Origin of the sequence: Asanoa siamensis (genome assembly GCF_016862555.1) — a bacterium.
In the GTDB taxonomy this organism is placed as follows: domain Bacteria; phylum Actinomycetota; class Actinomycetes; order Mycobacteriales; family Micromonosporaceae; genus Asanoa; species Asanoa siamensis.
Map to the genome: position 1 here is coordinate 13,996 of NZ_BONE01000050.1, position 21,338 is coordinate 35,333.

Annotated in this window: 25 protein-coding genes and 1 pseudogene; 9 read left to right on the top strand and 17 right to left on the bottom strand. The window is 72.1% G+C overall.

The features are described from left to right. Position 1 precedes the first annotated feature (1 nt). From Asi02nite_RS27005 to Asi02nite_RS27025, 5 genes are all read right to left on the bottom strand, one after another. On the bottom strand, positions 2 to 637 hold the full coding sequence (locus tag Asi02nite_RS27005; RefSeq protein WP_203716727.1) for a dihydrofolate reductase family protein: 636 nt from the start codon (positions 635 to 637) through the stop codon (positions 2 to 4). Positions 638 to 825: 188 nt separating this feature from the next. Continuing rightward, the gene (locus tag Asi02nite_RS27010; RefSeq protein ID WP_203716728.1) at positions 826 to 1,770 is read right to left on the bottom strand and encodes a DMT family transporter; all 945 of its coding nucleotides are present in this window, start codon (positions 1,768 to 1,770) and stop codon (positions 826 to 828) included. Between the two features lie 10 nt (positions 1,771 to 1,780). Beyond that, the gene (locus Asi02nite_RS27015) at positions 1,781 to 2,758 is read right to left on the bottom strand and encodes an N-acetylglucosamine kinase (RefSeq protein WP_203716729.1); all 978 of its coding nucleotides are present in this window, start codon (positions 2,756 to 2,758) and stop codon (positions 1,781 to 1,783) included. Between the two features lie 13 nt (positions 2,759 to 2,771). After that, the gene (locus tag Asi02nite_RS27020; RefSeq protein WP_203716730.1) at positions 2,772 to 3,914 is read right to left on the bottom strand and encodes an SIS domain-containing protein; all 1,143 of its coding nucleotides are present in this window, start codon (positions 3,912 to 3,914) and stop codon (positions 2,772 to 2,774) included. After that, positions 3,911 to 5,212, bottom strand: a complete 1,302-nt coding sequence (locus Asi02nite_RS27025) for a D-tagatose-bisphosphate aldolase, class II, non-catalytic subunit (RefSeq protein ID WP_203716731.1) — start codon at positions 5,210 to 5,212, stop codon at positions 3,911 to 3,913. The genes Asi02nite_RS27020 and Asi02nite_RS27025 overlap by 4 nt, the downstream gene beginning before the upstream one ends. Before the next feature lie 103 nt (positions 5,213 to 5,315). On the opposite strand from Asi02nite_RS27025, the gene Asi02nite_RS27030 reads away from it, so the two are divergent. After that, complete coding sequence (locus Asi02nite_RS27030) at positions 5,316 to 6,101, top strand: GntR family transcriptional regulator (protein ID WP_203716732.1); 786 nt, start codon at positions 5,316 to 5,318, stop codon at positions 6,099 to 6,101. On the opposite strand, the gene Asi02nite_RS27035 is transcribed toward Asi02nite_RS27030, so the two are convergent. Beyond that, entirely contained in the window at positions 6,098 to 6,898 is an 801-nt protein-coding gene (locus Asi02nite_RS27035) for a GntR family transcriptional regulator (RefSeq protein WP_203716733.1), read from the bottom strand. The two genes, Asi02nite_RS27030 and Asi02nite_RS27035, sit on opposite strands and share 4 nt — an antisense overlap. A gap of 172 nt (positions 6,899 to 7,070) precedes the next feature. On the opposite strand from Asi02nite_RS27035, the gene Asi02nite_RS27040 reads away from it, so the two are divergent. Further along, positions 7,071 to 9,137 carry a glycoside hydrolase family 36 protein gene (locus Asi02nite_RS27040; RefSeq protein ID WP_203716734.1) on the top strand — a complete coding sequence of 689 codons (2,067 nt, stop codon included), beginning with the start codon at positions 7,071 to 7,073 and terminating at the stop codon, positions 9,135 to 9,137. Between the two features lie 50 nt (positions 9,138 to 9,187). Here Asi02nite_RS27040 and Asi02nite_RS27045 read toward each other — a convergent pair whose 3' ends face one another. From Asi02nite_RS27045 to Asi02nite_RS41815, 3 genes and pseudogenes are all read right to left on the bottom strand, one after another. Next, positions 9,188 to 9,973, bottom strand: coding sequence for a hypothetical protein (locus tag Asi02nite_RS27045; RefSeq protein WP_203716735.1), 786 nt, complete (start codon positions 9,971 to 9,973; stop codon positions 9,188 to 9,190). Next, entirely contained in the window at positions 9,970 to 10,527 is a 558-nt protein-coding gene (locus Asi02nite_RS27050; protein WP_203716736.1) for an RNA polymerase sigma factor, read from the bottom strand. Before Asi02nite_RS27050 ends, Asi02nite_RS27045 begins: the two co-directional genes overlap by 4 nt. Positions 10,528 to 10,558: 31 nt before the next feature. Next, a pseudogene (locus Asi02nite_RS41815) lies at positions 10,559 to 10,792 on the bottom strand (Lrp/AsnC ligand binding domain-containing protein); the annotation flags it as partial. Between the two features lie 148 nt (positions 10,793 to 10,940). Between Asi02nite_RS41815 and Asi02nite_RS27060 the strand changes: the two are divergent. The 3 genes from Asi02nite_RS27060 to Asi02nite_RS27070 all read left to right on the top strand — a co-directional run bounded on the left by Asi02nite_RS27060 (position 10,941) and on the right by Asi02nite_RS27070 (position 12,116). Continuing rightward, positions 10,941 to 11,120 carry a hypothetical protein gene (locus Asi02nite_RS27060; RefSeq protein WP_203716782.1) on the top strand — a complete coding sequence of 60 codons (180 nt, stop codon included), beginning with the start codon at positions 10,941 to 10,943 and terminating at the stop codon, positions 11,118 to 11,120. A 180-nt stretch (positions 11,121 to 11,300) separates the two neighbouring features. Beyond that, positions 11,301 to 11,546 carry a hypothetical protein gene (locus Asi02nite_RS27065; RefSeq protein ID WP_203716738.1) on the top strand — a complete coding sequence of 82 codons (246 nt, stop codon included), beginning with the start codon at positions 11,301 to 11,303 and terminating at the stop codon, positions 11,544 to 11,546. 123 nt (positions 11,547 to 11,669) lie between these two features. Next, positions 11,670 to 12,116 (top strand): HIT family protein, encoded by a 447-nt coding sequence (locus Asi02nite_RS27070; protein WP_203716739.1) that lies wholly within the window; start codon positions 11,670 to 11,672, stop codon positions 12,114 to 12,116. Positions 12,117 to 12,131: 15 nt separating this feature from the next. Here Asi02nite_RS27070 and speB read toward each other — a convergent pair whose 3' ends face one another. Further along, a complete protein-coding gene (speB, locus tag Asi02nite_RS27075; RefSeq protein ID WP_203716740.1) occupies positions 12,132 to 13,247 on the bottom strand; it encodes an agmatinase in 1,116 nt (371 codons plus the stop codon). Positions 13,248 to 13,329: 82 nt separating this feature from the next. Between speB and Asi02nite_RS27080 the strand changes: the two genes are divergently transcribed. Next, positions 13,330 to 14,022 carry a hypothetical protein gene (locus tag Asi02nite_RS27080; protein WP_203716741.1) on the top strand — a complete coding sequence of 231 codons (693 nt, stop codon included), beginning with the start codon at positions 13,330 to 13,332 and terminating at the stop codon, positions 14,020 to 14,022. Here the strand turns inward: Asi02nite_RS27080 and Asi02nite_RS27085 are convergent. From Asi02nite_RS27085 to Asi02nite_RS27095, 3 genes are read right to left on the bottom strand one after another with little or no spacing between them, the layout of a single operon-like run. Beyond that, positions 14,013 to 14,831 (bottom strand): aminotransferase class I/II-fold pyridoxal phosphate-dependent enzyme, encoded by an 819-nt coding sequence (locus tag Asi02nite_RS27085; RefSeq protein WP_203716742.1) that lies wholly within the window; start codon positions 14,829 to 14,831, stop codon positions 14,013 to 14,015. The two genes, Asi02nite_RS27080 and Asi02nite_RS27085, sit on opposite strands and share 10 nt — an antisense overlap. A gap of 56 nt (positions 14,832 to 14,887) precedes the next feature. Continuing rightward, the gene (locus tag Asi02nite_RS27090) at positions 14,888 to 15,634 is read right to left on the bottom strand and encodes a hypothetical protein (protein ID WP_239127134.1); all 747 of its coding nucleotides are present in this window, start codon (positions 15,632 to 15,634) and stop codon (positions 14,888 to 14,890) included. Positions 15,635 to 15,682: 48 nt separating this feature from the next. Next, positions 15,683 to 16,747 (bottom strand): nucleoside hydrolase, encoded by a 1,065-nt coding sequence (locus Asi02nite_RS27095; protein ID WP_203716743.1) that lies wholly within the window; start codon positions 16,745 to 16,747, stop codon positions 15,683 to 15,685. A 169-nt stretch (positions 16,748 to 16,916) separates the two neighbouring features. On the opposite strand from Asi02nite_RS27095, the gene Asi02nite_RS27100 reads away from it, so the two are divergent. Further along, positions 16,917 to 17,414: an NUDIX hydrolase gene (locus tag Asi02nite_RS27100; RefSeq protein WP_203716744.1), complete on the top strand. Its 498-nt coding sequence runs from the start codon at positions 16,917 to 16,919 to the stop codon at positions 17,412 to 17,414. A gap of 181 nt (positions 17,415 to 17,595) precedes the next feature. Here Asi02nite_RS27100 and Asi02nite_RS27105 read toward each other — a convergent pair whose 3' ends face one another. After that, a complete protein-coding gene (locus tag Asi02nite_RS27105; protein ID WP_203716745.1) occupies positions 17,596 to 17,874 on the bottom strand; it encodes a phospholipase A2 family protein in 279 nt (92 codons plus the stop codon). A 101-nt stretch (positions 17,875 to 17,975) separates the two neighbouring features. On the opposite strand from Asi02nite_RS27105, the gene Asi02nite_RS27110 reads away from it, so the two are divergent. Continuing rightward, positions 17,976 to 18,506: a GNAT family N-acetyltransferase gene (locus Asi02nite_RS27110; protein WP_203716746.1), complete on the top strand. Its 531-nt coding sequence runs from the start codon at positions 17,976 to 17,978 to the stop codon at positions 18,504 to 18,506. 8 nt (positions 18,507 to 18,514) lie between these two features. Here Asi02nite_RS27110 and Asi02nite_RS27115 read toward each other — a convergent pair whose 3' ends face one another. Genes Asi02nite_RS27115 through Asi02nite_RS27125 form a run of 3 tightly spaced genes read right to left on the bottom strand, consistent with a single transcriptional unit; the run spans position 18,515 to position 20,491 of the window. Beyond that, positions 18,515 to 19,036 carry an RDD family protein gene (locus Asi02nite_RS27115; protein ID WP_203716747.1) on the bottom strand — a complete coding sequence of 174 codons (522 nt, stop codon included), beginning with the start codon at positions 19,034 to 19,036 and terminating at the stop codon, positions 18,515 to 18,517. Between the two features lie 59 nt (positions 19,037 to 19,095). Beyond that, the gene (locus tag Asi02nite_RS27120) at positions 19,096 to 19,809 is read right to left on the bottom strand and encodes a tetratricopeptide repeat protein (RefSeq protein WP_203716748.1); all 714 of its coding nucleotides are present in this window, start codon (positions 19,807 to 19,809) and stop codon (positions 19,096 to 19,098) included. A 10-nt stretch (positions 19,810 to 19,819) separates the two neighbouring features. Continuing rightward, a complete protein-coding gene (locus Asi02nite_RS27125) occupies positions 19,820 to 20,491 on the bottom strand; it encodes a GntR family transcriptional regulator (RefSeq protein ID WP_203716749.1) in 672 nt (223 codons plus the stop codon). A 48-nt stretch (positions 20,492 to 20,539) separates the two neighbouring features. On the opposite strand from Asi02nite_RS27125, the gene Asi02nite_RS27130 reads away from it, so the two are divergent. Then, positions 20,540 to 21,328 (top strand): FAD binding domain-containing protein, encoded by a 789-nt coding sequence (locus Asi02nite_RS27130; protein ID WP_203716750.1) that lies wholly within the window; start codon positions 20,540 to 20,542, stop codon positions 21,326 to 21,328. The last annotated feature ends 10 nt before the right edge of the window (positions 21,329 to 21,338 follow it).

Consider the following 21,338-nt stretch of genomic DNA (forward strand, 5'->3'; position numbering starts at 1 on the left):
CTCAGGCCGCTTCGCTGGTGGTGTCGAGCGTGGCCGTCTCGTACCGCGGGCGGCCGGTGGTCCGGTAGGTCTGCATCATCACGCCCGACGGGGTGGACCGCGTGTCGACGAGTTCGAGTGCCACGTCGGGGCCCGCGTCGGCGAACAGCCGCGTGCCCTGCCCGAGCACGACCGGGCAGATGAGCAGGATCATCTCGTCGACGAGGTCGTTGGCGAGCAGCCACCGGACCAGGTCGCCACTGCCGTGCACCTGCAGCTCACCGGAGTCGCCGGCCTTCAGCTCACGGACGGCGGCCGCGAGGTCTCCGGAGAGGACGGTCGTATCAGTCCACTTCGGATCGGTGAGGGTCGTCGACGCGACGTACTTCGGCTTGGTGTTCAGCGCGGTCCAGACGGGGTTGTCGCCGGGGTCGGCCCAGGTGCCCCAGGAGCCCGCGAAGATCTCGTAGGTCCGCCGCCCGAACAGGAACGCGTCCGCGCGCCGGTAGACCGCGTTGAGGAAGGCGCCGCCCTCCTGGTCGAACATCGGTGTGATCCACCCGCCGCGCTCGAACCCGCCCCTGCGGTCCTCGTCGGCGCCGCCGAGGCCCTGCATGACCCCGTCGAGGGTGACCATCGTCGTGGTCGTGAGCTTCATGATCGTCATCTCCCGTTCCGGCCGCGCCGTGGGCGACCGCTCACCCGTGCAACGAACGTATCGGGGTTGATCCGACACCGTCGCCGGGATTTTCTCGACGGCCGCGGGCGAACAGGTCCGACGTCCGGGGAACGCACGACGACGGCCGCCGGTCCGGGCGATCCCGGACCGGCGGCCGCGAAGGGCGGTTACGGTACGACGACGTCCTTGCGGTCGAGGGTGACCCCGCCGGCCGCCGCCTCGCCGCGCTTCTCGTCCGCGTACACCATCAGGGTCGAACCGATGATGGCCAGCACGATGCCGATCGTCGCGTAGACCGACGGCACCTTCTGGTAGACGATCAGCGAGAGGATCACGGTCAGCACCGGCGCGAGGGCGTTGGTCGTGGGAGCCACGATCGAGGCCTTGCCGCGGCTGAACGCCATCACCAGGAACAGGGCGCCGACGGCGTTGAGCACCTGGGTGACGGCCGCCAGGGTCGGTGCCTGCCACGGCGCGTCCAGCGCCAGGCCGCCGGCCATCCAGATGGCGATCGGCACCAGCAGCAGGCCGCTGATCGTCATCCAGGTGAAGGTCGTGGCGTCGTTGACGCCGACGGTGGCCGCCTTGCGCATGAAGTACGCCTGCACGCCCCAGGCCACGCAGACCACGATGGCCAGCAGCAGCCACAGCCCGCCCGTGGCGGAGCCGTCGCCGTCGCTGACGCTGAACAGCACGACCGCGACCAGCGCGGCGATCGCGCCGATGATCGCGAGCCGCGGGATGCGCTCCCGCAGCAGCACCATGGCCATCAGCACGGTGATCGCCGGGGAGAGCGCGATCAACGGGAAGATGAGGTACGCCGGACCGATGGTGAGCGCCTTGAACAGCAGCAACTGGCCGCCGGCGCCGGTGAGGCCGACCAGCAGGCCGTAGGTCGTGGCGACCGGGCGGCGGTCGATGCGGTTGCCGCGCAGCGCGGCGACGGCCGGGATGATCATGGTGATCGACCAGACGACGTACACCATGCCGTCGGGATATCCGTAGTCACTGGTCGGGACGGCGGAGAAGGCTCCCCACACGCCCCAGAACAGCACGAGCAGTCCCGCGTACGGGATCCAGCTGCTTCTGATGCGGGAAATTGTCGTTGGCATCTGCGCCTCCTCAGGCAGCGGTGGCGGTGGGGGTGGTCCGCAGGCGCTCGAGCGCCCCCGCGCCGAGCGGGCTGCGGGCCTGTCTCGCGGCATAGAGCGCCGCGCCGACGACCGGTGAGTACAGGGGCTGACGAAGGTCGTACCGGTCGTGCAGTTCGTGGAGGTGCGCGCGGAACGCGTCGTGCACCCGAGGTGCGTTGAACGTGCCGCCGGAGTAGGAGACCGGCACCCGCTCGTCGGCCGCGAAGCCGAGTCGGGTGCGCGTGGTGTCCACCAGCAGGGCCAGCTCCCGGCCCGCCTCGGCGAGGATCGCCGCGGCCGCCGCGTCGCCGCGGTCGGCGGCGGTGACGACCTGCGGGCAGAGCGCGGCGATCCGGCCCCGGTCGCCCTGCCACCGGTTGAGCACGACGTCGATGAGGTCGAGGTCGCCGGTCAGCCCCAGGTGCTCGCGGAGCACGTCCAGGAGCGGGCCCGCGGGCGCCCGGCCGTCGCTCATGCGCGAGAACGCCTGCAGGCCGCGGGCCGCGATCCAGTAGCCGGAGCCCTCGTCGCCGAAGACCTCGCTCCAGCCGCCGACGCGGTGGCCGCGACCGGCCCGCTCGCCGTACGTCATCGATCCGGTGCCGCTGATGACGTTGATGCCGTCCACGGCGCCGAGCGAACCCGACCAGCCGCAGACCATGTCGTTGTCGACGCGGTAGCGGTCGTGGCCGAGGACCTGCCGCGGGGCTGCGTCGAGCGCGGCGACGTCCCCGCTCGACTCGCCGTAGGCCGGCAGGCCGAAGAACGCGAAGTCGACGTCCGCCGGGGTGATGCCGGCCGTCGCGCAGACGGCGCCCACGCCCTCCGCGAGGACGCGACCCACGAGGTCGATGCCCTCGCTGAAGTAGTAGCTGCTCGCGGCCGAGGCCTCGGCCGCGATCGAGCCGTCCGGCCTCAGTAGACAGAAGGCGGTCTTGGTGCCACCGCCGTCGACGCCGAGGAACATTGTCCAGCCTTCGTCAGGGGTGCAGGGGATGCATGATCGCGCCCTGGACGACGCGGTTGACCTCGCCGCCGGGGAAGGGGTTGTCGGGTGTGCGCCCGAGCGCCAGGGAGAAGTGCAGGCCGATGAGTTGCGCGCAGACGACGGCGGGCAGCGCCAGCGCGGTGTCGGCCACGTCGGCCACGCCCGGCACGGTCCAGGCGCCGTCCCGTGGCTGGGCGCTGACCGTGACGACGTTGCGCCGCGGGACGACCCGCAGCAGTTCGGCCACCATGTCCCGGTCGTACCGGCTGGTGTAGGGATCGTTGGACTCGTAGATGACGACCAGGGTCTCGTCGTTCAGCACCGACTTCGGCCCGTGCCGGAAGCCCAGCGCCGACTCGGCCAGGCCGACCGCCCGGCCCGCCGTCAGCTCCAGGACCTTCAGCGCCGATTCCTTGGCGACGCCGTGCATGGTGCCGCTGCCCAGATAGACGATCCGGGAGTAGCCGCGGGCGGCGAGGTCCGCCGCCGCGGCCGGCCCGGTCGCCAGGACGTGCTCCGCGGCCGCGGCGAGCCGGTCCACCAGTCCGTCGTCCGTGTCGCCGAGGGCCAGCAGCGCGGCCAGCACCATGCCGGTGAAGCTGGACGTCATCGCGAAGCCCCGGTCGTTGGCCGCCTCGGGCAGCAGCACGACGTGCACAGTGGACGGATCAGCGTGCTGGGTGGCGAGCCGGCCCTGCGCGTTGCAGGTCACCACGAGGTGCCAGCAGTCGGTCAGCGCCTGGTTGGCCAGCTCGACCGCGGTCAGGCTCTCCGGGCTGTCACCGGAGCGGGCGAACGACACCAGCAGCGTCGGGACGTCCTGGGCGAAGCAGGCCAGCGGGTCGGCGACGATGTCGGTCGTGGCGAGGGTGTCGACGCGCCGGCCGAGCCGCCGGCGCAGCGCGGGCGCCAGCACCTCACCGACGTACGCGGAGGTGCCCGCGCCGGTGAGCACGATCCGCAGGTCCGGCCGCTCCAGCAACGGCTTGAGGAACGCGTCGGTGTCGGCGGCCGACTCCTGGCGCTGCCGGGCGATCTGCCGCCAGACGGCCGGTTGCTGCGCGATCTCGCGGCTGGTGTCGAGGGCGCCGAGCCGGCGCAGGTCGTCGACGTCGTGACCGAGGAAGGTGCTCATGCCGCCTGCTGCCGCTGCGAAGGGGTGGAGGCGTCGCGGTAGTCGCGCAGGACGTCGCGGACGCGGTCGAGGACGAGCGACACGGGGTCGTCGGCGAGGCTGCCGTCCCGGACCCGCCGGTACTGGTCGGGCAGGTGCTGGCTGAGCAGTGGCAGCGGGACGGGCCGCTCGCCCAGGTTGGCCAGCAACCGCCGCTCGGCCGCCTGGATCTCCGGATCCGGCCAGTAGTAACGCATCCGGTCGCTGTAGCTGTAGCGCCGGGCGAGCCGCTGCTCGTCGGCGTCGCCGGTGTAGTACTTCGCCCACTGCTCCGGCTCGGCCCGCATCCGGTCCTCGACCACCTCCGGCAGGCGCGAGCGGTCGGGCGCCGGCACGACCTCCGCCTCGATCGCGGCCAGTGCGAACAGGGCCTCCCGCAAGGCGAACGTGAGGCCGGGCCCGACCTTGAGCACCGCCCAGTGGTCCTCGACCAGGGCGGCGAGCCGCGGCACCGTCTGGTAGTCGGTGGAGTGCGCCTCGAAGACCATCGCCGGCTCGTCGTCCAGCACCCGGCGCAGGTCCCGGGTGCGGTCGCGGTCGTAGTCGACGACGCGGAGGTGGTCGAACTCGACGCCCGGCTGCACGACCAGGGCCAGCACCCGCGGCCAGACGTGGGCGAGGCCGCGCGCCGCGAAGGCCTCCCGGTGCCGGGCCAGCGTCGTCCGGGCCGACTCGGCCGTGGTGGGGCGCAGGTCGTCGATCGTCTCCTCGGCGCCGCCCGGCACGGGGACCTCGGTGCCGATGACGTACCGGAGATCGCCGGCGCGGCCCACGGCGGAGGCGGTGCACTCCGCGACCTCGAGCATGCGGGCCGCGCGGGCGGCCATCACCTCGTCGGCCAACGGGGTCGCGTCGTCCGCGCAGGGATAGCTGCAGTCGAGGTGGATCTTCGTGAAGCCGGCCTCGACGTAGGCGCGCACGAGCACGTCGACGTGGGCCATCGCCTCGTCGGCCGGCAACGCGCGCCACCGGTTGGGGCCGAGGTGGTCGCCGCCGAGCACGACCCGTTCGCGGGGGAGGCCGGCCTCGTCGGCGGCCCGGTGCACGAGGTCCCGGAAGTCGGCCGGCCGCATTCCGGTATAGCCGCCGGTCTGGTCGACCTGGTTGGAGGTCGCCTCGATCAACACCAGGTCGCCGTCGGCCCCGGCCTGCGCCATCGCGGCCCGCAGGACCAACGGATGGGCGGAGCAGATCGAGGTGACGCCGACCGGCTCCCCGCGTTTGTGCCGGGCGATGACGATGTCGAGCGGGTTAGCCACGGGGCGGTTCCTCCCAGCCGTTCACAAGGTGAACTGGACCATACTGGTATTCGAACTGGCCGGCTACTGCTTGATTGGTATGTAATCCGGTATGCTCTGCCGCATGGTCGCCTCCGAACCGTCCCCGGCCCTGCCCGCCAGCTCGTCGGCCCTGCTCTCCGGACGCACCGCCAGCCGGCTGGTCGACGACCTCGTCGCGGGCGGCTACCGTCCGGGTGACCGGCTGCCGTCGGAGCGCCTGCTGTCCGAGCACTACCGGGTGTCCCGGTCGACGTTGCGGGCAGCCTTGACGCAGCTCGCCGACCAGGGCGTCGTCGCGCCGTCACCGGCCCGCGGCTGGTTCCTCACCGACCTGACCGCGGGCGAGCGGCGCACGCCGGAGCCGGGCGACGGCCGGCCGTCGGGCCACGTGGTGCAGGGCTTCGCCGACTACGCCGCGGCGCACGGGCTGACCGCCCACGCCGTGGTCCTGGAGTCGCGGGTGCGGCCCTGCTCGGTCGGCGAGTCCGAGACGCTGCGCATCGCGCCGGGCGCCGAGCTGTTCGAGATGCGGCGGTTGCGCTACCTCAACGACCTGGTCGTGGTCGTGGAGAACAACCGGCTGCCGCTGGCCATCTGCCCGGCGCTGGCCGAGACCGACTTCACCACGGCGTCGCTGTACGCCACGCTGCGCCGCGCCGAGCCGCCGCAGCTTCCGCGGCTGGCACAGTACACAGTGGAGGCCCGGCAGCCGGACGACGAGGAGCGGCGGCTGCTGGAGGTCGACGGGACGGTGCCGATGCTGGTCGCGACCCAGCTCAGCTTCAACCAGGGCGGCCAGCCGATCGAGCTGACGGTCCAGGTCTACCGCGGTGACCGCTACCGCTTCCGCGGGTCGATAACCGACTAAGGCCGGTTCGTGATCGAGGCCCGGAACCGGTAGCGGTCGCCCCGGTAGACCTGCACGGTCAGCTCGATCGGCCGCCCGGCCTGGTTGAACGTCAACTGCGTCGCCACCAGCATCGGCATGATCTCGCTGATCTCGAACAGCTCGATCTCGCGCGGCGTCGGGTGCCGGGCCTCGACCGAGTAGTCGGCCACCCGGGGGAGCTGGGGCGGGTCGGCGGCGCGCAGCGTGGCGTACAGCGAGGCCGTGTTGAAGTCGGTCCCGGCCAGGGCGGGGCAGACGGCCAGCGGCAGCCGGTTGTGCTCGAACGCGACCAGGAGCTCGTCGAGGAAGCGCAACCGGTGCAGCTCGAAGAGGTCGGCGCCGGGCGCGACGCGCAGCTCCTCGGCCTCGGAGACCGTGGCCGGCCGGACCGTGGCCGAGAGGACCCGGCTGCTCGGCGTCAGGCCGTGTGCCGCGGCGTAGTCGGCGAAGCCCTGCACCTGTGGCTGGGGCGGCGGTTGCGGTGCGGTCGTCGTGGCCGTCGCCGGCGCGTGCGGCTCGAGGTCGCCGACGAACCAACCCCGGGACGACGCCGGCCGGACGATGCCGCGCGACTCGAGCTCGGCCAGGGCGGCGCGCAGCGTCACGCGGGACACGGCGTACCGGGTGGCCAGCGCGCGTTCCGAGGGCAGTCGGTCGCCGCTGCTGGCGGCGTTCGCGCGCAGGTCGTCGAGGAGCTGCGCGGCGGTGCGCTCGTAGAGCGGGAGCGCCTCGTCGGCGAACAGGCGACGCGGTGTGCGCGTCGTCGCAACGGTCATACCAGACCATACCAATCCCTGACCGCACCAGAAAACTACCAGAGCCAGACCATTGACAAGCCAATCGCATGCCACTTACGTTCGTCGAACAACCAGCCCCCGCCTTCCATGCCGTACGCGGAGCGTCTCGGCGTTAGTTGATCTTGACCGTATGCCCCGAAGGGAGCTCGACGTGACCGACCTGAAGCGGCGGACCGTACTCAAACTGGCACTGGGTGGAGCCGGCCTGGCCGCCCTGCCCGCGGTGGCCGTGGGCGCGACGCCGGCGGCCGCCAAACCGAAGCACGGCCCCGACGTCGTCGGCGTCGGCGACACCTCCATCACCCTGGAGTTCGACGACAAGCTCCGTACCCGGGTGGCGTTCAAGGACGTCGCCGTCACCGCCTTCGACGCCAGCGAGGCGCTGCTGCTCGGCGCGACCGCGGTCGAGGAGTTCGCCTACCGCGGGCACGAGACCCGCAGGACCAGGCATTCCCGGCACGGCTCGGGCGTCGAGGTCACCGTCTGGGGCGACTCCGTCGACGGCGTGCGCAAGACGGTTGAGCTCACGTCCTTCCAGCGGCTCACCGGCATGATCGTCATGAAGGTGACCTACACCAACCGCTCGCGGGCCGACCTCGCCGTCACCGGCTGGCGCAGCGGCGCGCACGAGATCCTGGAGCAGCCGGAGGGCTTCTACACCTTCTCCGGCACCACCTACCGCAACCGGCGTGACTGGGTGCGGCAGGTGACGCCGACCTTCAACCAGCGCAACTCGCTGGGGATGGACTCCTCGGACTACGGCGGCGGTACGCCCATGGCGTCGGTCTGGCGCCGCGGTGCCGGTGTCTCCGTCGGGCACGTCGAGCCCGTCGCCCGGATCCTGGCGCTGCCGGTGCGCAAGTCGACCAACGGCGCGAGCATCGCGGTCGAGGGCGACGCCGTGCGTACCCTCGCCCCGGGCGGCCGGTTGACCACCGACACCACGTTCCTGATCGCCCACTCCGGTGACCACTTCGGACCGTTGCGGATCTACCGCGACTACATGAGTGACATCGGCCAGCGCGCGCCGAAGTCGCCGAAGTCGGCCTTCGACCCGGTCTGGTGCGCCTGGGGCTACGAGCGCGACATGACCGTCGAGCAGGTCGTGGCGACGCTGCCGAAGGTGCGCGAGGTCGGCCTCGTCTGGGCGGGCCTCGACGACGGCTGGCAGACCAACGAGGGCGACTGGGACATCAACCTGGCGAAGTTCCCCGGTGGTGAGGCCGACATGAAGGCCTTCACCAGGAAGATCCGGGACGCCGGCCTGAAGCCTCGGCTGTGGTGGGCGCCGCTCGCGGCCGACCCCGAGAGCAACCTGTTCAAGGAGCGCCCCGACATGCTCCTGCTCGACCGCAACGGGCAGATGCAGCGGGTGACGTGGTGGAACGCCTGGACGCTGTGCCCGGCGTACGAGCCCGTGGTGGACTACTTCGCCGCGCAGGCGCGCAAGTACATCAAGGAGTGGGGCTACGAGGGTCTCAAGATCGACGGTCAGCACCTCAACGGCGTGACGCCCTGCTACAACCCGGCGCACGGGCACAAGCGGCCCGAGGAGTCGACCGAGGGCCTCGCGCGGTTCTGGAAGGCCGTCTACGACGCCGCGCACAAGGCCAACCGCAACGCCGTCGTCGAGCTGTGCCCGTGCGGGACCGCGTTCGCCTTCCACAACCTGCCCTACATCGACCAGTTCCCGGGCTCCGACCCGACGTCGTCGTACCAGGTCCGGCACAAGGGCAAGACCATGCACGCGATGATGGGTGCCGGCGCCAGCTACGCGGGTGACCACGTCGAGCTGAGCGACAACGGCGACGACTTCGCGTCCACCTACGGCGTGGGCGGGGTCCTGTCGACGAAGTTCACCTACCCGGTCGGCCCCGACAACGACACCCTGCTCACGCCGGAGAAGGAGGTCGTCTGGAAGAAGTGGGTGGCGCTCTACAAGAAGAACATGCTGCCCACGGGGGAGTACCGCGGCGACCTGTACGACATCGGCTTCGACAAGCCCGAGGCGCACGTCGTCGAGAAGGGCGCGAAGCTGCACTACGCGTTCTACGCCGACGAGTTCGACGGCACGGTGGAGCTGCGCGGCCTGGGCCGCGGCCGGTACCGCCTGACCGACCCGTTCAACGGCGGGTCCTTGGGCGTCGTCGACGCCCGGCACAACACGGTGAAGCTGACCTTCTCGAAGTTCCAGCTGATCGTGGCCGAGCCCGCCTGACGTTTCGGTTCGCGCGCGCGAGGTCCCGATCCCGGGGCCTCGCGCGCCTTTCAGCGTGGCCGGTCGGGCTGCGCGTCGGGGATGACGGTGCCGTCCCGCAGGGTCAGGTCGTAGGTAATGAACAGCGTCGGGCCGGCCTCGCCGCTGGGCCGCGGCGCGTCGTGGTCGAACGCCGGCCCGGGCCACCAGGCGACGTACCGGCCGTTGGCCACCGAGGCCTGCACGCTCAGGTTCCGGGCGTGCACGGTCACGCCGGTCACGTCGGCGCCGACCGCCCCGTCGGTGATGGAGGCGTCGCCGAAGTCGGCGATCCCGCCCTGGGTGTAGCCGCGCGGCGGCGCGGTCAACGCCGGCCCCGAACTGCCGGTCACCCCGGACGCGACGTCGTCGACGTCGTCGCTGCCGGCGACGTGGTGGGCCAGGCACGCGCCGGACACGTCGGGGTTGTCGGTGCGGTACAACAGGACGGCGTACTCGCCGCGGCGCTCGGCCAGCACGAGCTTGGCGCGCGCCAGGTCCAGCACGCGGCTCCCGCCCAGACGGTCTTGGCACTCCGGCGCGATGAGGGCGATCTCGGCGTCGGTGAGCGGTGCCGGGGTGGGGGTCCAGGACGCGTACGCCCGGCCGCCACCGACGCCGCCCGGCAGCACGAACGCGGCCCCGGCCACCGCGACGACGCCGGCCGCCGTCGCCAGGACGAGACGACGCCGGGGCCGTCGTACCCGTTCCGGTGGGGTCGAGATGATATGGTCCAATGTGGACGCCGCCCGCCGTCGCTGCGCGTCGGTCAGGGGAGTGGCGGCATCCAGCGACCGCAGGGTCTCGTCGAGCGTCACGGGGTCTCCATCCTGGTGTCCAGTCCGAGGCCGGCCAGGGTGCTGGGCTCGACCTGGTCGAGGTGGCGGCGCAGGGCCCGGCGGGCACGCAGGAGCCGCAACCGGTACGACGCGGCGGTGATCCCGAGCACCCGGGCCGCCTGCGGGGAGGTGAGGTCGTCGAAGACGGTCAAGGCGAGCGTCTCCTGCTCACGGGCGCTCAACCGGCGCCAGGCCGCGACGAGGTCGAGCCGCTGCGCGGTCGCCTCGTCCTCGACGGTGTGGTCCAGGGTCGTTACCAGGGCGATCCGAACCGCGAGGGCGTCCTGCCGCCCGAGCCCACGGCGGGCGTTGAGCAGGCAGTTGCGCACGATGCCGAACAACCAGGCCCGCGCGTCGTCGGGCCGGCCCGGCGCCTCCTCCAGCCGCCGCCAGGCGACCAGAAAGGCCTCGGCAACGGCGTCCTCGGCATGGCTGGGATGAACGCGGCGCTGGGCATACCGCAAGACGTCGGCGTACGAGCCGGCGTACAGCGCCCGGAAGCGCCCCTCCCGATCCGGCTGGGATGTCCTCACACCCGATACCTGTCCGGCACCGCGCCCGCTGTTACGGGCCGGCGGTCGGAACGCGCGGCGGCACAGGGGTGGCCACGACGAATGAGCTGTGCGTCTGGCCGTACCGGAGAAACTGGTCGAGGACCGCCTCGAGGTCAGCGATGGCCGGCACGTGCAGCTTGAGCAGGAAACAGTCCTCACCGGAAATGCGGTGACACTCGCTGACCTGGGGTGTGCGGGCGGCCAGGTCGGCGATCTTCACGTGCGCGGGCTCGTGACCGGAGCCGGAGCCCTGGATGATCGACACCTTCGGGAGTGTGTACTTTCCCGCCGGAAGGCGGATCCGGCTGTCGCTTTCCCGAGGCGCCATAACTGGGTGCCCGCACCTTCGATCGCTCATGGCCTCATGCCGGTGGTCTTCCGAGAATAGAACCATGGTGCCGCCGCACGTGTACTTCGTCGTCAGCGCGGTGTTCCACTACCTCGGGCTGGCGCTGGCGGTGCTGCCGTTCGCCCGGGTCGACGTGCTCGGCGTCGCCTGGCTGAAATCCCGTGGAACAGGCACGCGGAGGTCTCCCGCCGGGTTCGTTCGCGAGCTAGCTTCCGGTGAATGAGGCACTCCGCGCTTCTGACGATCGTCGGGCTGCTCCTCGCTCGCCGCGTGCGGGGTCGTCCCGCCGCCGCACCCGTTGGTGCCGACGCTGCCGTCGCGGACGGCGGATCTCAGCCTGTGTGCCGTCGCGGCACGTCATTTCAGTCAGTGGTCGCAGACCGCGCCGCGGAGCGCGAGCGAGGTGGAGCAGGCGACGCCGGACGAGATCGCCGAGTTCGCGGCGGCGGCGGACGAGTTCCTCGCCCAGACGGCCGGCTATCCCGCCGGACCCGCGGCGGCGCTGCCGGGTCTCGTCGGTGAGTACCGGTTCGACCTGTCGATGGCGGGCCGCGGCCCGACCTGGGCGCGCGGCGTGGCCGCCTCGGCGGACCTCGTCCGCACCCGCTACGGGATCTTCCGCGTGGCCGCGAACTGCGGGTCGCCCTGACAGGAGGCCTACCAGTCGCGGGTGTTGTCCAGGCCTTCGGCGAGGCTCTCGCGGGCCTAGGCCGGTATCGGGGGTGCGGGCGCCATGGCGCCGACGATAGCGTCCCGTGGCACAGTCACGGTCATGGACTGTTTCTCGTGTGTGCGGACCGCGCGCATCGGCACGCTGCCGCCGCGGGAAGTGGTCGGGGTCGACGGGCACTGGCGGGTCGCCCACGCCTTCGACACCTCCCTGCCCGGCTGGCTGGTGCTCGTCCCGCGCCGGCACGTGACGTCGGTCGCCGAGCTCACCGACGCCGAAGCCGCGGGCCTCGGGCCGTGGCTCGTCGGGCTGTCCCGGGCCTTGCGGGCGGTGACCGGGTGCGCGAAGACCTACGTCGTGCAGCTCGCCGAGAAGGAGGGCTTCGCCCACGTGCACTTCCACGTGGTGCCCCGCATGCCCGACCTGCCGCCGGAGCGCCGCGGGCCCGGCGTTTTCGGCTTTCTCGGCCTGCCCGAGGACCGTCGCGTCAGCGACGAACGACAGGACGCCCTCGCGCTCGCGCTGCGCGCCGCGCTCGGGCCGGCCTGACCGCGCGCCGAACGACTAGCCCGGCGGGCGGCCCAGGTGGCCGTGTTCCACCAGCGTGGCCAGTGTGTCCATGATGACCCGGGCGCCTAGTTGCGAGGTCGTGTCCGCGACGTCGTACGGCGGCGCGATCTCGACCACGTCCATCCCGATCAGGCCCTCGCGCGCCACCGTCCGGACCGCCCGCAGCGCCTCCCGTGGTGTCATGCCGCCCGGCTCGGGCGTGCCGGTGCCCGGCGCGTACCCGGGGTCGATCACGTCGATGTCGAACGACAGGTAGACCGCGTCGGCGTCCCGCCACGCGATCTCGAGGGCGATCTCCATCGCGCGGTCGATGCCGAGCTCGTCGACGTCGAACATGCTGATGACCGTCGTGTCCAGCTCGTCGGCCACGTGTACGCCAGCGTGGTTGCCGATCCAGCCGCCGATGCCGATCTGCACCAGGTTGGACGGTGGGACGTTGGGCAGCTTCGTCGCGTGCGACCAGTGCGTCGTGTGCATCCGCTCGTCCATTGTGGTCACCGCGGTGTCGATGTGCCGGTCGAAGTGGATGATGCCCAGCCGACCGTCGACGTGTTTCGCCAGCGCGGTGGCGTCGGGCAGGCCGATGCTGTGGTCGCCGCCCACGATGACCGGGAACGCGCCCGCGTCCAGGATGTGGCCGACCCCGAGCTCGATCTGGTCGATGGTCTTCTCGATGTTCGCGGGGATGACGAAGATGTCGCCCGCGTCGCCGATGGTGATCTCCTCGAGCAGGTCCATGCCCAGATCCGGGCTGTACGAGTCGTAGAGCGCCGAGATCCGCCGCACCGCCTGCGGCCCGAACCGCGCCCCGGCCCGGTAGGTGGTGCCCATGTCGAACGGCGCGCCGACGAACGCCACGTCGTAGCGGCCGATGTCGCGCACGTTCTCGACGTAGGGCGACTTCAGGAACGTGTTGATGCCGGCGAACATCGGGTCCAGCGACCGCGAGAACAACGAGATGTCCCGGTCGTTGATCGACCGGGCGGCGGGCAGACCGAGGTCGAGGGCGCGTTCGACCAGCTCACGCCGCTTGCGGTCGGACACGTCCCGCAGCTTCCGCCGCGCCCGCATCCCGGAGAGGTTGGACCGCACATCGTCGTCCGGGCTCACGTCCCCACGGTACGGGCGGCCCGCGGGAAGCCGGGGCGGAACGGCGCGCAACCGACGCACCGCCGGCCACGTTGACATCAGCATGCACGCACAGTCGATTCTGGAACGGCCCCGCACGACCCGGACGACGACAGCCGCCGGCGCGCTGATCGTCCTGTGCGCCGTCGGCGCGGCCGGTGCGGCGGCGGTGCCCGGCCGCAATGACCGGCCAGACATGTCGATCGTCCGCTTCGACTGGCTCTATCCCTCCGCCTTCTGGCCGCTGGCGCTGAGCCTCGCCGCCGCCGGCGTGTGGACGATCGTCCGGCCGTCACACGCCCGCCGCGCCGGCGTCGCCGCCGCGATCCTCGCCGCCCAGCTCGCCGGCTACGGGCTCGTCGCCGTCCGCGACTGGTTCAACGCCTGGGGCGCAGGCGGCATGGCCACCCACAACCTCGCCACGGTGGTCACCGTCGCCGCCGGGCTCGCCGTCCTCGCGACCGTCGCGGCCTGCGTGGGCGTCGGCATCGCCTGGCGGGAGCCGGAGCGGTGGCGCCCGGCCCGACCGCGCCTCGTGCTCGCCGCCGCGGCGATCGCCGGCGCGCTCCCACCGATCATCGCCGCCGCCCAGCACGACCTCGACATCACGAGCCTTGGCCAGTACGCCCTGACCTACTCGATCCCCTGGGGCGCCGGCCTCGCGAGCGCGGGCTGGCTCGACCGCCCACTGTCGACGGTCGCGACCGGCACCGTCGCCGGCTCGGCCGCGATCACCGCGCTCCTCGCCTACTGGTGATGTGCGGCGCCGAGCGCCCGCGCGATCCGGACATGCTCGTCGTGCCCGACGGTCGTCGCGATCCGGACGTGTGAGCCGCCGTCACCGTCCACCGTGAACGCGGCTCCCGAGGCGATCCCGATGCCCTCCGCGGCCAACAGCTTGATCGCCATCGCGGCGTCGCGGACCGGCACCCAGGTCGACAGACCGGCCACCCCTGTCGGGTGCAGGCCCTGCTCCCGCAGCGCCCGCACGAGCTGCTGCCGGCGCTGCCGGTAGGTGGCCCGGGCCAGCCGCACGAGCTCCCGGGTCTGCGGGTCGGTCAGCATCTGGGCCAGCGCGCGCTGGGTCAGCACCGACGGCCACCCACCGGTCGCCCGCTGCCGTGCCCGTACCCGCGCCACCACCCGCTGGATCCCCGCCAGCGCGCCCACCCGCAGGTGCGGCCCGTGTGACTTGCTCCAGCTCCGTACCAGCAGGGTCTGCCCGGGCAGGAACTCGCCGAGCGACACGCCCGGGGTGGGCGCCAGCTCGTGGGCCGCGTCGTGCTCGAGGATCACCAGGTCCTGGTCGGCGAGCAGGCGCGCCAGCACCGCGGCCCGCCGGCGGGACAGGGCGTGCCCGTACGGGCTGGCCATCCGCGTCTGCAGCAGCAGCATCCCGGGCCGGGTGGCCAGCGCCGCCGCCAGCGCGTCCGGCAGCGGGGCTGGACCGAGCTCCGGACGTTCGTCGAGGACGGCGGCACGCTGCTGGCCATCGGCGACTCGGTGGCGACCGCGCGTACGCTCGCGAACCTGCCCATCACCCCGGCCCTGCCGGGCGACGAGCACGAGTTCTGGAAAGACCTCCGGAACGTTGAGGCGCGAGGGTGGCGGTTTGATACAACCTAGGCGGGCGGCAGGGCCTTCGTGAGGGCGATCGCCGTGGTCATCGCCTTCGCCTCGGCCGCGGCCGTGATGTCGGTCGGTGCGTTCGCCTTGCGGGACCGGAACGCCACCGCCTCGACGCTGATCAGCAACGGTCCGCGGGCGAAGGTGACGCGGGCGTCGCCCGGCAGGTAGTCGGCCTCCGGTTTGACGTCCTTGAGGGTCATCGTCGTCAGCCGCGCCGGCGTCGCACCGACCTCAACCGTGCGCGAGCCCCGCTTGGCGGTCGCGAAGCCGATGGAGAGGGGAGCGTCGGCCCGCGAGCACGGCGCCGTCCGGGCCTTCGTGGCTGCCGCCTCGGCCGCGGCCGCGTCCTTCAGGTGGAACACCTTGACGTCCATGACCGTCTTCGGACCGTGCAGGCTCCCGAAGGAGGACACGGGGTTGACCTCGAGGCCGGACGACCAGTCCGACTCGAGCTTCAGCCAGTTCGCCTTGTCCGGCTCGACGACGAGCAGATCACAGGGGGCGTACGACGTCCGGCCGTCGTCGATCTCACCGAGCCGGACGTCCTCACCGAAGGCGGCGTCCTCGATCGCTTGGCCGATGGTCGCCATGAGCGCCTCAGGCCCGCTCGTCGACGGCGACGGCGCGGGACTCACCGGAGGAGCCGGTGCCGGCGGCGGTGGCTCCGCGACACATCCGGCGAGTCCGGCCGCCACCACCAGCAGGCTCACGAGCACCGATCCCGTACGCAACCCAGACATTGATTCCCCCGTTCGTGCTCGCCGTCCGGGCCGGAGCATACGGGGCCGTCAGCGGCGGCCGTTGAGGGAGTCGAGGAACCGTTGCTCGAAGGCGGCCCGGTCGGCGCCGAACGCGGCCCGGACCGGCCACCCGCGCGGCGCGCGTACCGTCCGGCCGGACTGCTCGCCGGCCAGCACCACGTCGAGCCGGACCCGCCGCGGCGTGGTGACGATGCCGTCGTGCACCGCGGACACGGCGGCCGCGGCGTCCCACCAGTACATGATGCCGAGATCGATGAGGGCGGCCATCTCGGGATGACTGGCGATGCGGTACGTGATCCGCGCGCCGGGCGCGTGCTGGTCGGCCGCGAGCCGCGCGACGTAGTCCTGCGTGATCGGCACGGACGCGGTGGCGTCGAGCGGCACGAGGTGGACGGTCCCGGGCCGCGCGTCCCGCAACACCGCCCGCGCGGCCGGCGGGTCCATCCACATGTTGAACTCCTGGGAGTTGTCGAACCCGGGCAGGGCGGACCCGTACAGGTTGCCGGGCACGTCGATCGCGCCACCCATGATCTGGATGCGCCCGATCCGCTCGGCCACGCCGCGCTGCCGCAGCGCACCGGCGAGGTTCGTCATGGGCCCGGTGGCGATGACGGTGACGGGCGGCCCGGCCTGCCGGACGGCGCGAGCGATGAGCCCGGCCGCGGTGCCGGGCGCCTGATACGGCGGCCGCGCACCGTCCCCGAGCGCACCGCTGAGCACGGACTCGATCGTCGCGACCAACTCGGCGGGGGCGGGATTGACCCCCGCTCCGGTGCCGCCCTCGGCCACCGGCACCCCTGGCAGCCCACACTGCTCCAACACACTGCGCGCATGCCGCAAGGTCCGCTCAGGATGCCCGAACCCGTTGTTGGCAACGGTAACGGCCCGCAACTCGACCCGCCGAAGCTTGTGCTCCTCACACAGATACGCAAGCGTCGAGGCGTCGTCGAAGTCCATGTCACTGTCATAGACCACCGGCACGGGCCGCCCGCCCGCCGCACCACCGGCAGCGAAGGCGCCGGACGAGATGACACCACCTGAAACCAGCACGACGGTCGCGACGGCAGCCGCCGTCCAGAGTGAGAATCGCACTACGTCGCCCTTCGTCCGCGCGGTCCGGATTGACCTCACATCCGAGGATGACATTCACCGACCTCATTGACGTACGTCGAGCTGCGTATCACGAACTCCGAACGTCCGGTGGTTGGTAGTCTGCGGCGGTGCCGGTCATCATCAGCCTCGCCACCGCGTCCGACGCGCCGTGACCCGCCGCGCCGTCCGCGCGGTCATCCTTGATGAGGACGACCGCATCCTGCTCTGTCGGTTCGACTTTCCCCACCCGGCGGTGCCCGAGCAGGCGAAGGCCGTCTGGGCCGCGCCAGGCGGCGGCATCGAACCCGGCGAGGACCCGCTGACGGCTCTGCGCCGTGAACTGCGGGAGGAGACCGGTCTGGTGATCACCGCCGATCCACCGCACGTCTGGCACCAGGAAATCTCGGCTGCCGAGCATCCGCGGGCGTCCGGCGGCATCATCAACGATTACTTCCTCGTCCGCGTGAACCACTTCGAGCCCCGCGGCGACCTGACCGACGACCAACTCGCCACAGAGGAGAAGCTGGGCGCGTTCCGCTGGTGGCGGCTCTCGGAGATCGCCGACCATACGGGACCCGAGCTGTTCTCGCCCCGCGACCTCACCACACCCCTGACATCGCTGCTCACAGCGGAGGCTCCGGACCGCCCGGTGCACCTCGGCCTCTAGCAACCGGCGCCGCGACGGGGCCGGCGTGTTCCATCCGATTTCAAGTGCTGGTCACCGCCGTCCGGCAGGCTCTGGAGTCGATTTACGGGCCGCAGTCGGAGGTTGGTACGCGTAAACGATCGCACTGGTTCTAACCGCATTGGTGCTGACGACAGCACGCCCGCCCGGGTCGGGGGCACGGTCAGGCGCGGGCAAGGGCCTCCTGGCGCCGCAGTTCCGCCACCTGGGCGCAGGCCTTGTCCAGGTCGGCCTGGCTCACGGCGACCTTGCCGAAGGTCTTCACCGCCTGGTAGTAGGTCCAGGCGAGACCGTCGCAGATCGGCTTCCAGCCCGAGCCGTAGGTCGCGCAGACCCGCTTGAGGTCCTCGTAGAAGGCGGGGGGTGCCGCGCTGTGGGGGCCCTCGGCGGCGGCCGAGGTGATCCACAGTCTTCGAGCCGGCCGGTACGGAGGCTCGAACACATGGTGTAGGCCAGATTGCAGAGATGTAAATGCATGAATATCCGTGGGCTGTGCGCGAGCACACCGCCACGGCGCCGTGATCGCGACATAGAGTGGGAAGGGTGGCCGATGAGCTGAAGACCGAACGGTTGACCCTGCGCCCGTGGCGGGTCGACGACGCGGAGGCGGCGCTGCCGATCTACAGCGCCTCGAACGTCGCCCGCTGGCTCAGTCCGGCGATGGACGACGTCCCGGACGTGGACGCGATGCGCCTGGTGCTGCAGCAGTGGGTCGCCGAGGACGCCCGGCTGCCGGAGCCGGCGGGCCGGTGGGCGGTCGAGCTGGCCGAGGACGGCCGGCTGGTCGGCGGGGCCGTGCTGCTGCCGCTCCCGCCGCGCGGCGAGGACCTCGAGATGGGCTGGCAGCTCCACCCCGACTACTGGGGCCACGGGTACGCGTCGGAGGCCGGCCGGGCCGTCGCGCGCTGGGCCTTCGACCAGGGCTACGACGAGATCTTCGCGGTCGCCCGGCCCAACAACACCCGCGCCCAGGCGACCGCGCGCCGCATCGGCATGGAGTGGGTCGGCGAAACCGAGAAATACTACGACCTGCGCCTGCAGGTCTTCCGGCTCCGCCCGGCCGACCTGCCGTAACGACGCGGTCAGGCGTGCCGCACGACCGAGTTCACCATCTTGTCGTGCAGGGTCCGCTGCCGCTCGCCGAAGACCATGCACGCGTCGACCAGGCCGTAGACGCCGCAGGTGACGGCGCCCAACAGGAAGCCGAGCAGGCCCTTCACGCAGAACTCGCGCAGGGCCATCTGACCCCAGTCGAGCGGCTGGCCCGTGTGCGCGTCGGCGGTCACGTGGTTGAGCAGCTTCTTGCCGGGCGTCTGCCCGTCGGACCAGGTGATCATCGACCAGACCAGCCAGCCGACGTAGAGCGTGACGAACGCGAGCAGCACGTCGAGCAGCGCCGCGCCGAGCCGCTCGCCCGGGGAGACGAGCGGGTGGGCGCCGCCGTACGGGGCGGGCGCCGGCTGGCCGTAGGGGAGCGGGGGAGCGGCGGGCTCGTACGGCTGCAGCGCGCCGCCGCCGGTCGGGTAGGGCGGCGGCGCCTGGAAGGGCACCGTCGGCGGGTACGGCGTCCCGTGCACGGGAGCGCCGGAGTCAGGGTCGGTCACCGGGTCAAGGGTTCTGGAGAAAACGGCCGTACGCGATCCCCTGAACGAGTGGCAAAGCCCTAGAACGCGTCCCGCGGCGACAGCGCCTGACCCTTGGCGTACGCGGACGCGAAGTCGGCCTCGCCGAGCGCGGAGACGGCGGCGGCGCGCACAGCCGCGAGCTCGGCGGAGTCGTCGGGATCCGGCACCTGGCCGAGCGCCGCGAACGCCGCGTCGGTCACTGCGAGCAGCAGGGCGGCGCGGGCCTGGTCGCCCTCCGCCGAGGCCAGCGCGGCGCCCGCCACGCAGACGTACGGCACGAAGTCGTCCCAGCCGTTGGCGAAGACCGCTTCGCGGCTGGTCGTGAACATCGCTCGCGCCGAGTCGAGCCGGCCGAGACCCAGCTCACAGAACGCCAGGTTGTGCAGCTCCGAGTTGACCGCCGCCGGCTGGCCGAGCTCCTCGTTGAGCGCCATGCTCTCCCGGTAGAGGACCTCGGCGCCGAGCAGGTCGCCGGACATCCGGGTCACGCCGGCCAGCACGTGCCGGGGCCGTTCCTCCAGCCGCCGGTCACCGGAGGCGACGGCGACCGCGAGCGCCTGCCGGGCCAGGTCGGCGCTGCCGGCGAGGTCGCCGCGGCGGATCGCGACCCGGGCGAGGCTGTAGACGGCCTCCACCTCGCCGGCGGGGTCACCGGCCGCGCGGGCGCGGGCGATCTCGGCCTCGCTCATCCGCACCACGGCGTCGGTCTCGCCGCGCCGGAACGCGGAGCGCACATCGTTGCTGAAGCTCACCGCACCCACGCTACCCAGGAAAGCGAACGGTCCTCGCGGCGCCGTGCATGTCGTGCGGCAGGTCCGCGTACGCCCACTGGTGCGCGCGGGCGTGCAGGCAGGCCGCCTCGACGTCGCCGGCCGCCAGGACACCCAACAGATCCTCGTGCTCGTCCGCCACGTGGTCCAGCGCCGGCTTCGTCAGCGCCAGCGTGATCGCCGTCCGGGCCTCGATCTGCAGGCCCTCCCAGGCCCGTTCGAGCAGGAAGTTCTCGGCGGCCAGCACCACCCGGCGGTGGAACCGCGCGCTGGCCAGGCCCATGGCCCGGGCGTCGTCGGCGGCCGCGCACCGGCGCATCTCCGCGACGTCGGTGCGCATCGCGTCGAGGGGGAGACGCCGGTTGAGCATCGCCAGGCGGGTCGCCGCCTCTTCCAGCGCCGCCCGCACGACGTACGCCTCGCGGATGGTCTGTTCGACGAACGGCAGCACGTGTCGCCCGCGGCGCGGCCGGCTCTCGACCAGGCCGAGGCCCTCGAGCTCGCGCAACGCCTCGCGTACCGGTGCCTGGCTCGTGCCGAAGTCCGCCGCGATCCGGGTCTCGATCAGCCGCTCACCGGCCTTGATCTCGCCCGACACGATCAGTTCGACCAGGCCGTCCCGGATGCTCTCGCTGAGGGTCGGCTTCGTCTTGTTGACCAACATGTGAACGACCGTATACGTTCATTATCGATATCGATAAAGGGGGCCCACATGCTGACCGAGGTACATGTCCCCGACGACGTCGACGCCGCGGTGCGCCTGGTCAGCTCGGGTGCCCGGGCTCTGGGCGGTGGCACGAGCCTGATGCCGTGGCTCAACGACTACGCGTCGCCGCCGACCGAGCTGGTCAGCCTGCGCCGCGCGGGCCTGGCCCGGATCGACGTCGCGGGGGAGGCGGTGACGATCGGTGCGGCGACCACGTTGGCGCAGGTCGAGCAGGACGAACGCCTCGAGATCCTGAACCCGGTCGTACGCTCGATCGCGTCGGTGCCGGTCCGCAACCTCGCGACCGTCGGCGGAAACCTGTTCGCCCGCCAGCCGCACGGCGACCTGGCCGTCGCGCTCGTCGCCCTCGACGCGCGGGTCACGCTCGTCGGCGCCGACGGCTCCCGCGAGCTGCCGGCGGGCGACGACCTGCCGCCGTTCATCGTCACGCGGGTCGCCTTCGCACTGCCGGCCGCCGGCACCTTTAGGTACGTGAAGGCGGCCCGCCGCCGCTGGAACTCCGCCTCCATCGTCACCGTCGCCGCGGTCGTCACCGAGTCCGACGGCGTCGTGACGGCCGCGCGGGTCGCCCTCGGGGGCGTCGGCCCGCGGGTGGTCCGGGCGCACGCCGTCGAGGCGGCGCTCGTCGGCGGCCCGCTGACCGAGCAGGCGATCGGTGTGGCGGCCGAGGCCGGCCGCAGCGAGCTCGCGCCGGCCGACGACGCCTACGCCTCCGCCTGGTACCGCGCCCGCGTCTTTCCCGTCCACCTCCGCCGCGCGTTGCTCGGCCGCTGACAGGAGCCCC

What these genes read in the sequence shown, in the direction of transcription:
- Asi02nite_RS27005 (WP_203716727.1), bottom strand. Translation starts at nt 637, where the DNA reads ATGAAGCTCACGACCACGACGATGGTCACCCTCGACGGGGTCATGCAG.
- Asi02nite_RS27010 (WP_203716728.1), bottom strand. Translation starts at nt 1,770, where the DNA reads ATGCCAACGACAATTTCCCGCATCAGAAGCAGCTGGATCCCGTACGCG.
- Asi02nite_RS27015 (WP_203716729.1), bottom strand. Translation starts at nt 2,758, where the DNA reads ATGTTCCTCGGCGTCGACGGCGGTGGCACCAAGACCGCCTTCTGTCTA.
- Asi02nite_RS27020 (WP_203716730.1), bottom strand. Translation starts at nt 3,914, where the DNA reads ATGAGCACCTTCCTCGGTCACGACGTCGACGACCTGCGCCGGCTCGGC.
- Asi02nite_RS27030 (WP_203716732.1), top strand. Translation starts at nt 5,316, where the DNA reads ATGGTCGCCTCCGAACCGTCCCCGGCCCTGCCCGCCAGCTCGTCGGCC.
- Asi02nite_RS27035 (WP_203716733.1), bottom strand. Translation starts at nt 6,898, where the DNA reads ATGACCGTTGCGACGACGCGCACACCGCGTCGCCTGTTCGCCGACGAG.
- Asi02nite_RS27060 (WP_203716782.1), top strand. Translation starts at nt 10,941, where the DNA reads ATGGTGCCGCCGCACGTGTACTTCGTCGTCAGCGCGGTGTTCCACTAC.
- Asi02nite_RS27070 (WP_203716739.1), top strand. Translation starts at nt 11,670, where the DNA reads ATGGACTGTTTCTCGTGTGTGCGGACCGCGCGCATCGGCACGCTGCCG.
- Asi02nite_RS27080 (WP_203716741.1), top strand. Translation starts at nt 13,330, where the DNA reads ATGCACGCACAGTCGATTCTGGAACGGCCCCGCACGACCCGGACGACG.
- Asi02nite_RS27090 (WP_239127134.1), bottom strand. Translation starts at nt 15,634, where the DNA reads ATGTCTGGGTTGCGTACGGGATCGGTGCTCGTGAGCCTGCTGGTGGTG.
- Asi02nite_RS27125 (WP_203716749.1), bottom strand. Translation starts at nt 20,491, where the DNA reads ATGTTGGTCAACAAGACGAAGCCGACCCTCAGCGAGAGCATCCGGGAC.
- Asi02nite_RS27130 (WP_203716750.1), top strand. Translation starts at nt 20,540, where the DNA reads ATGCTGACCGAGGTACATGTCCCCGACGACGTCGACGCCGCGGTGCGC.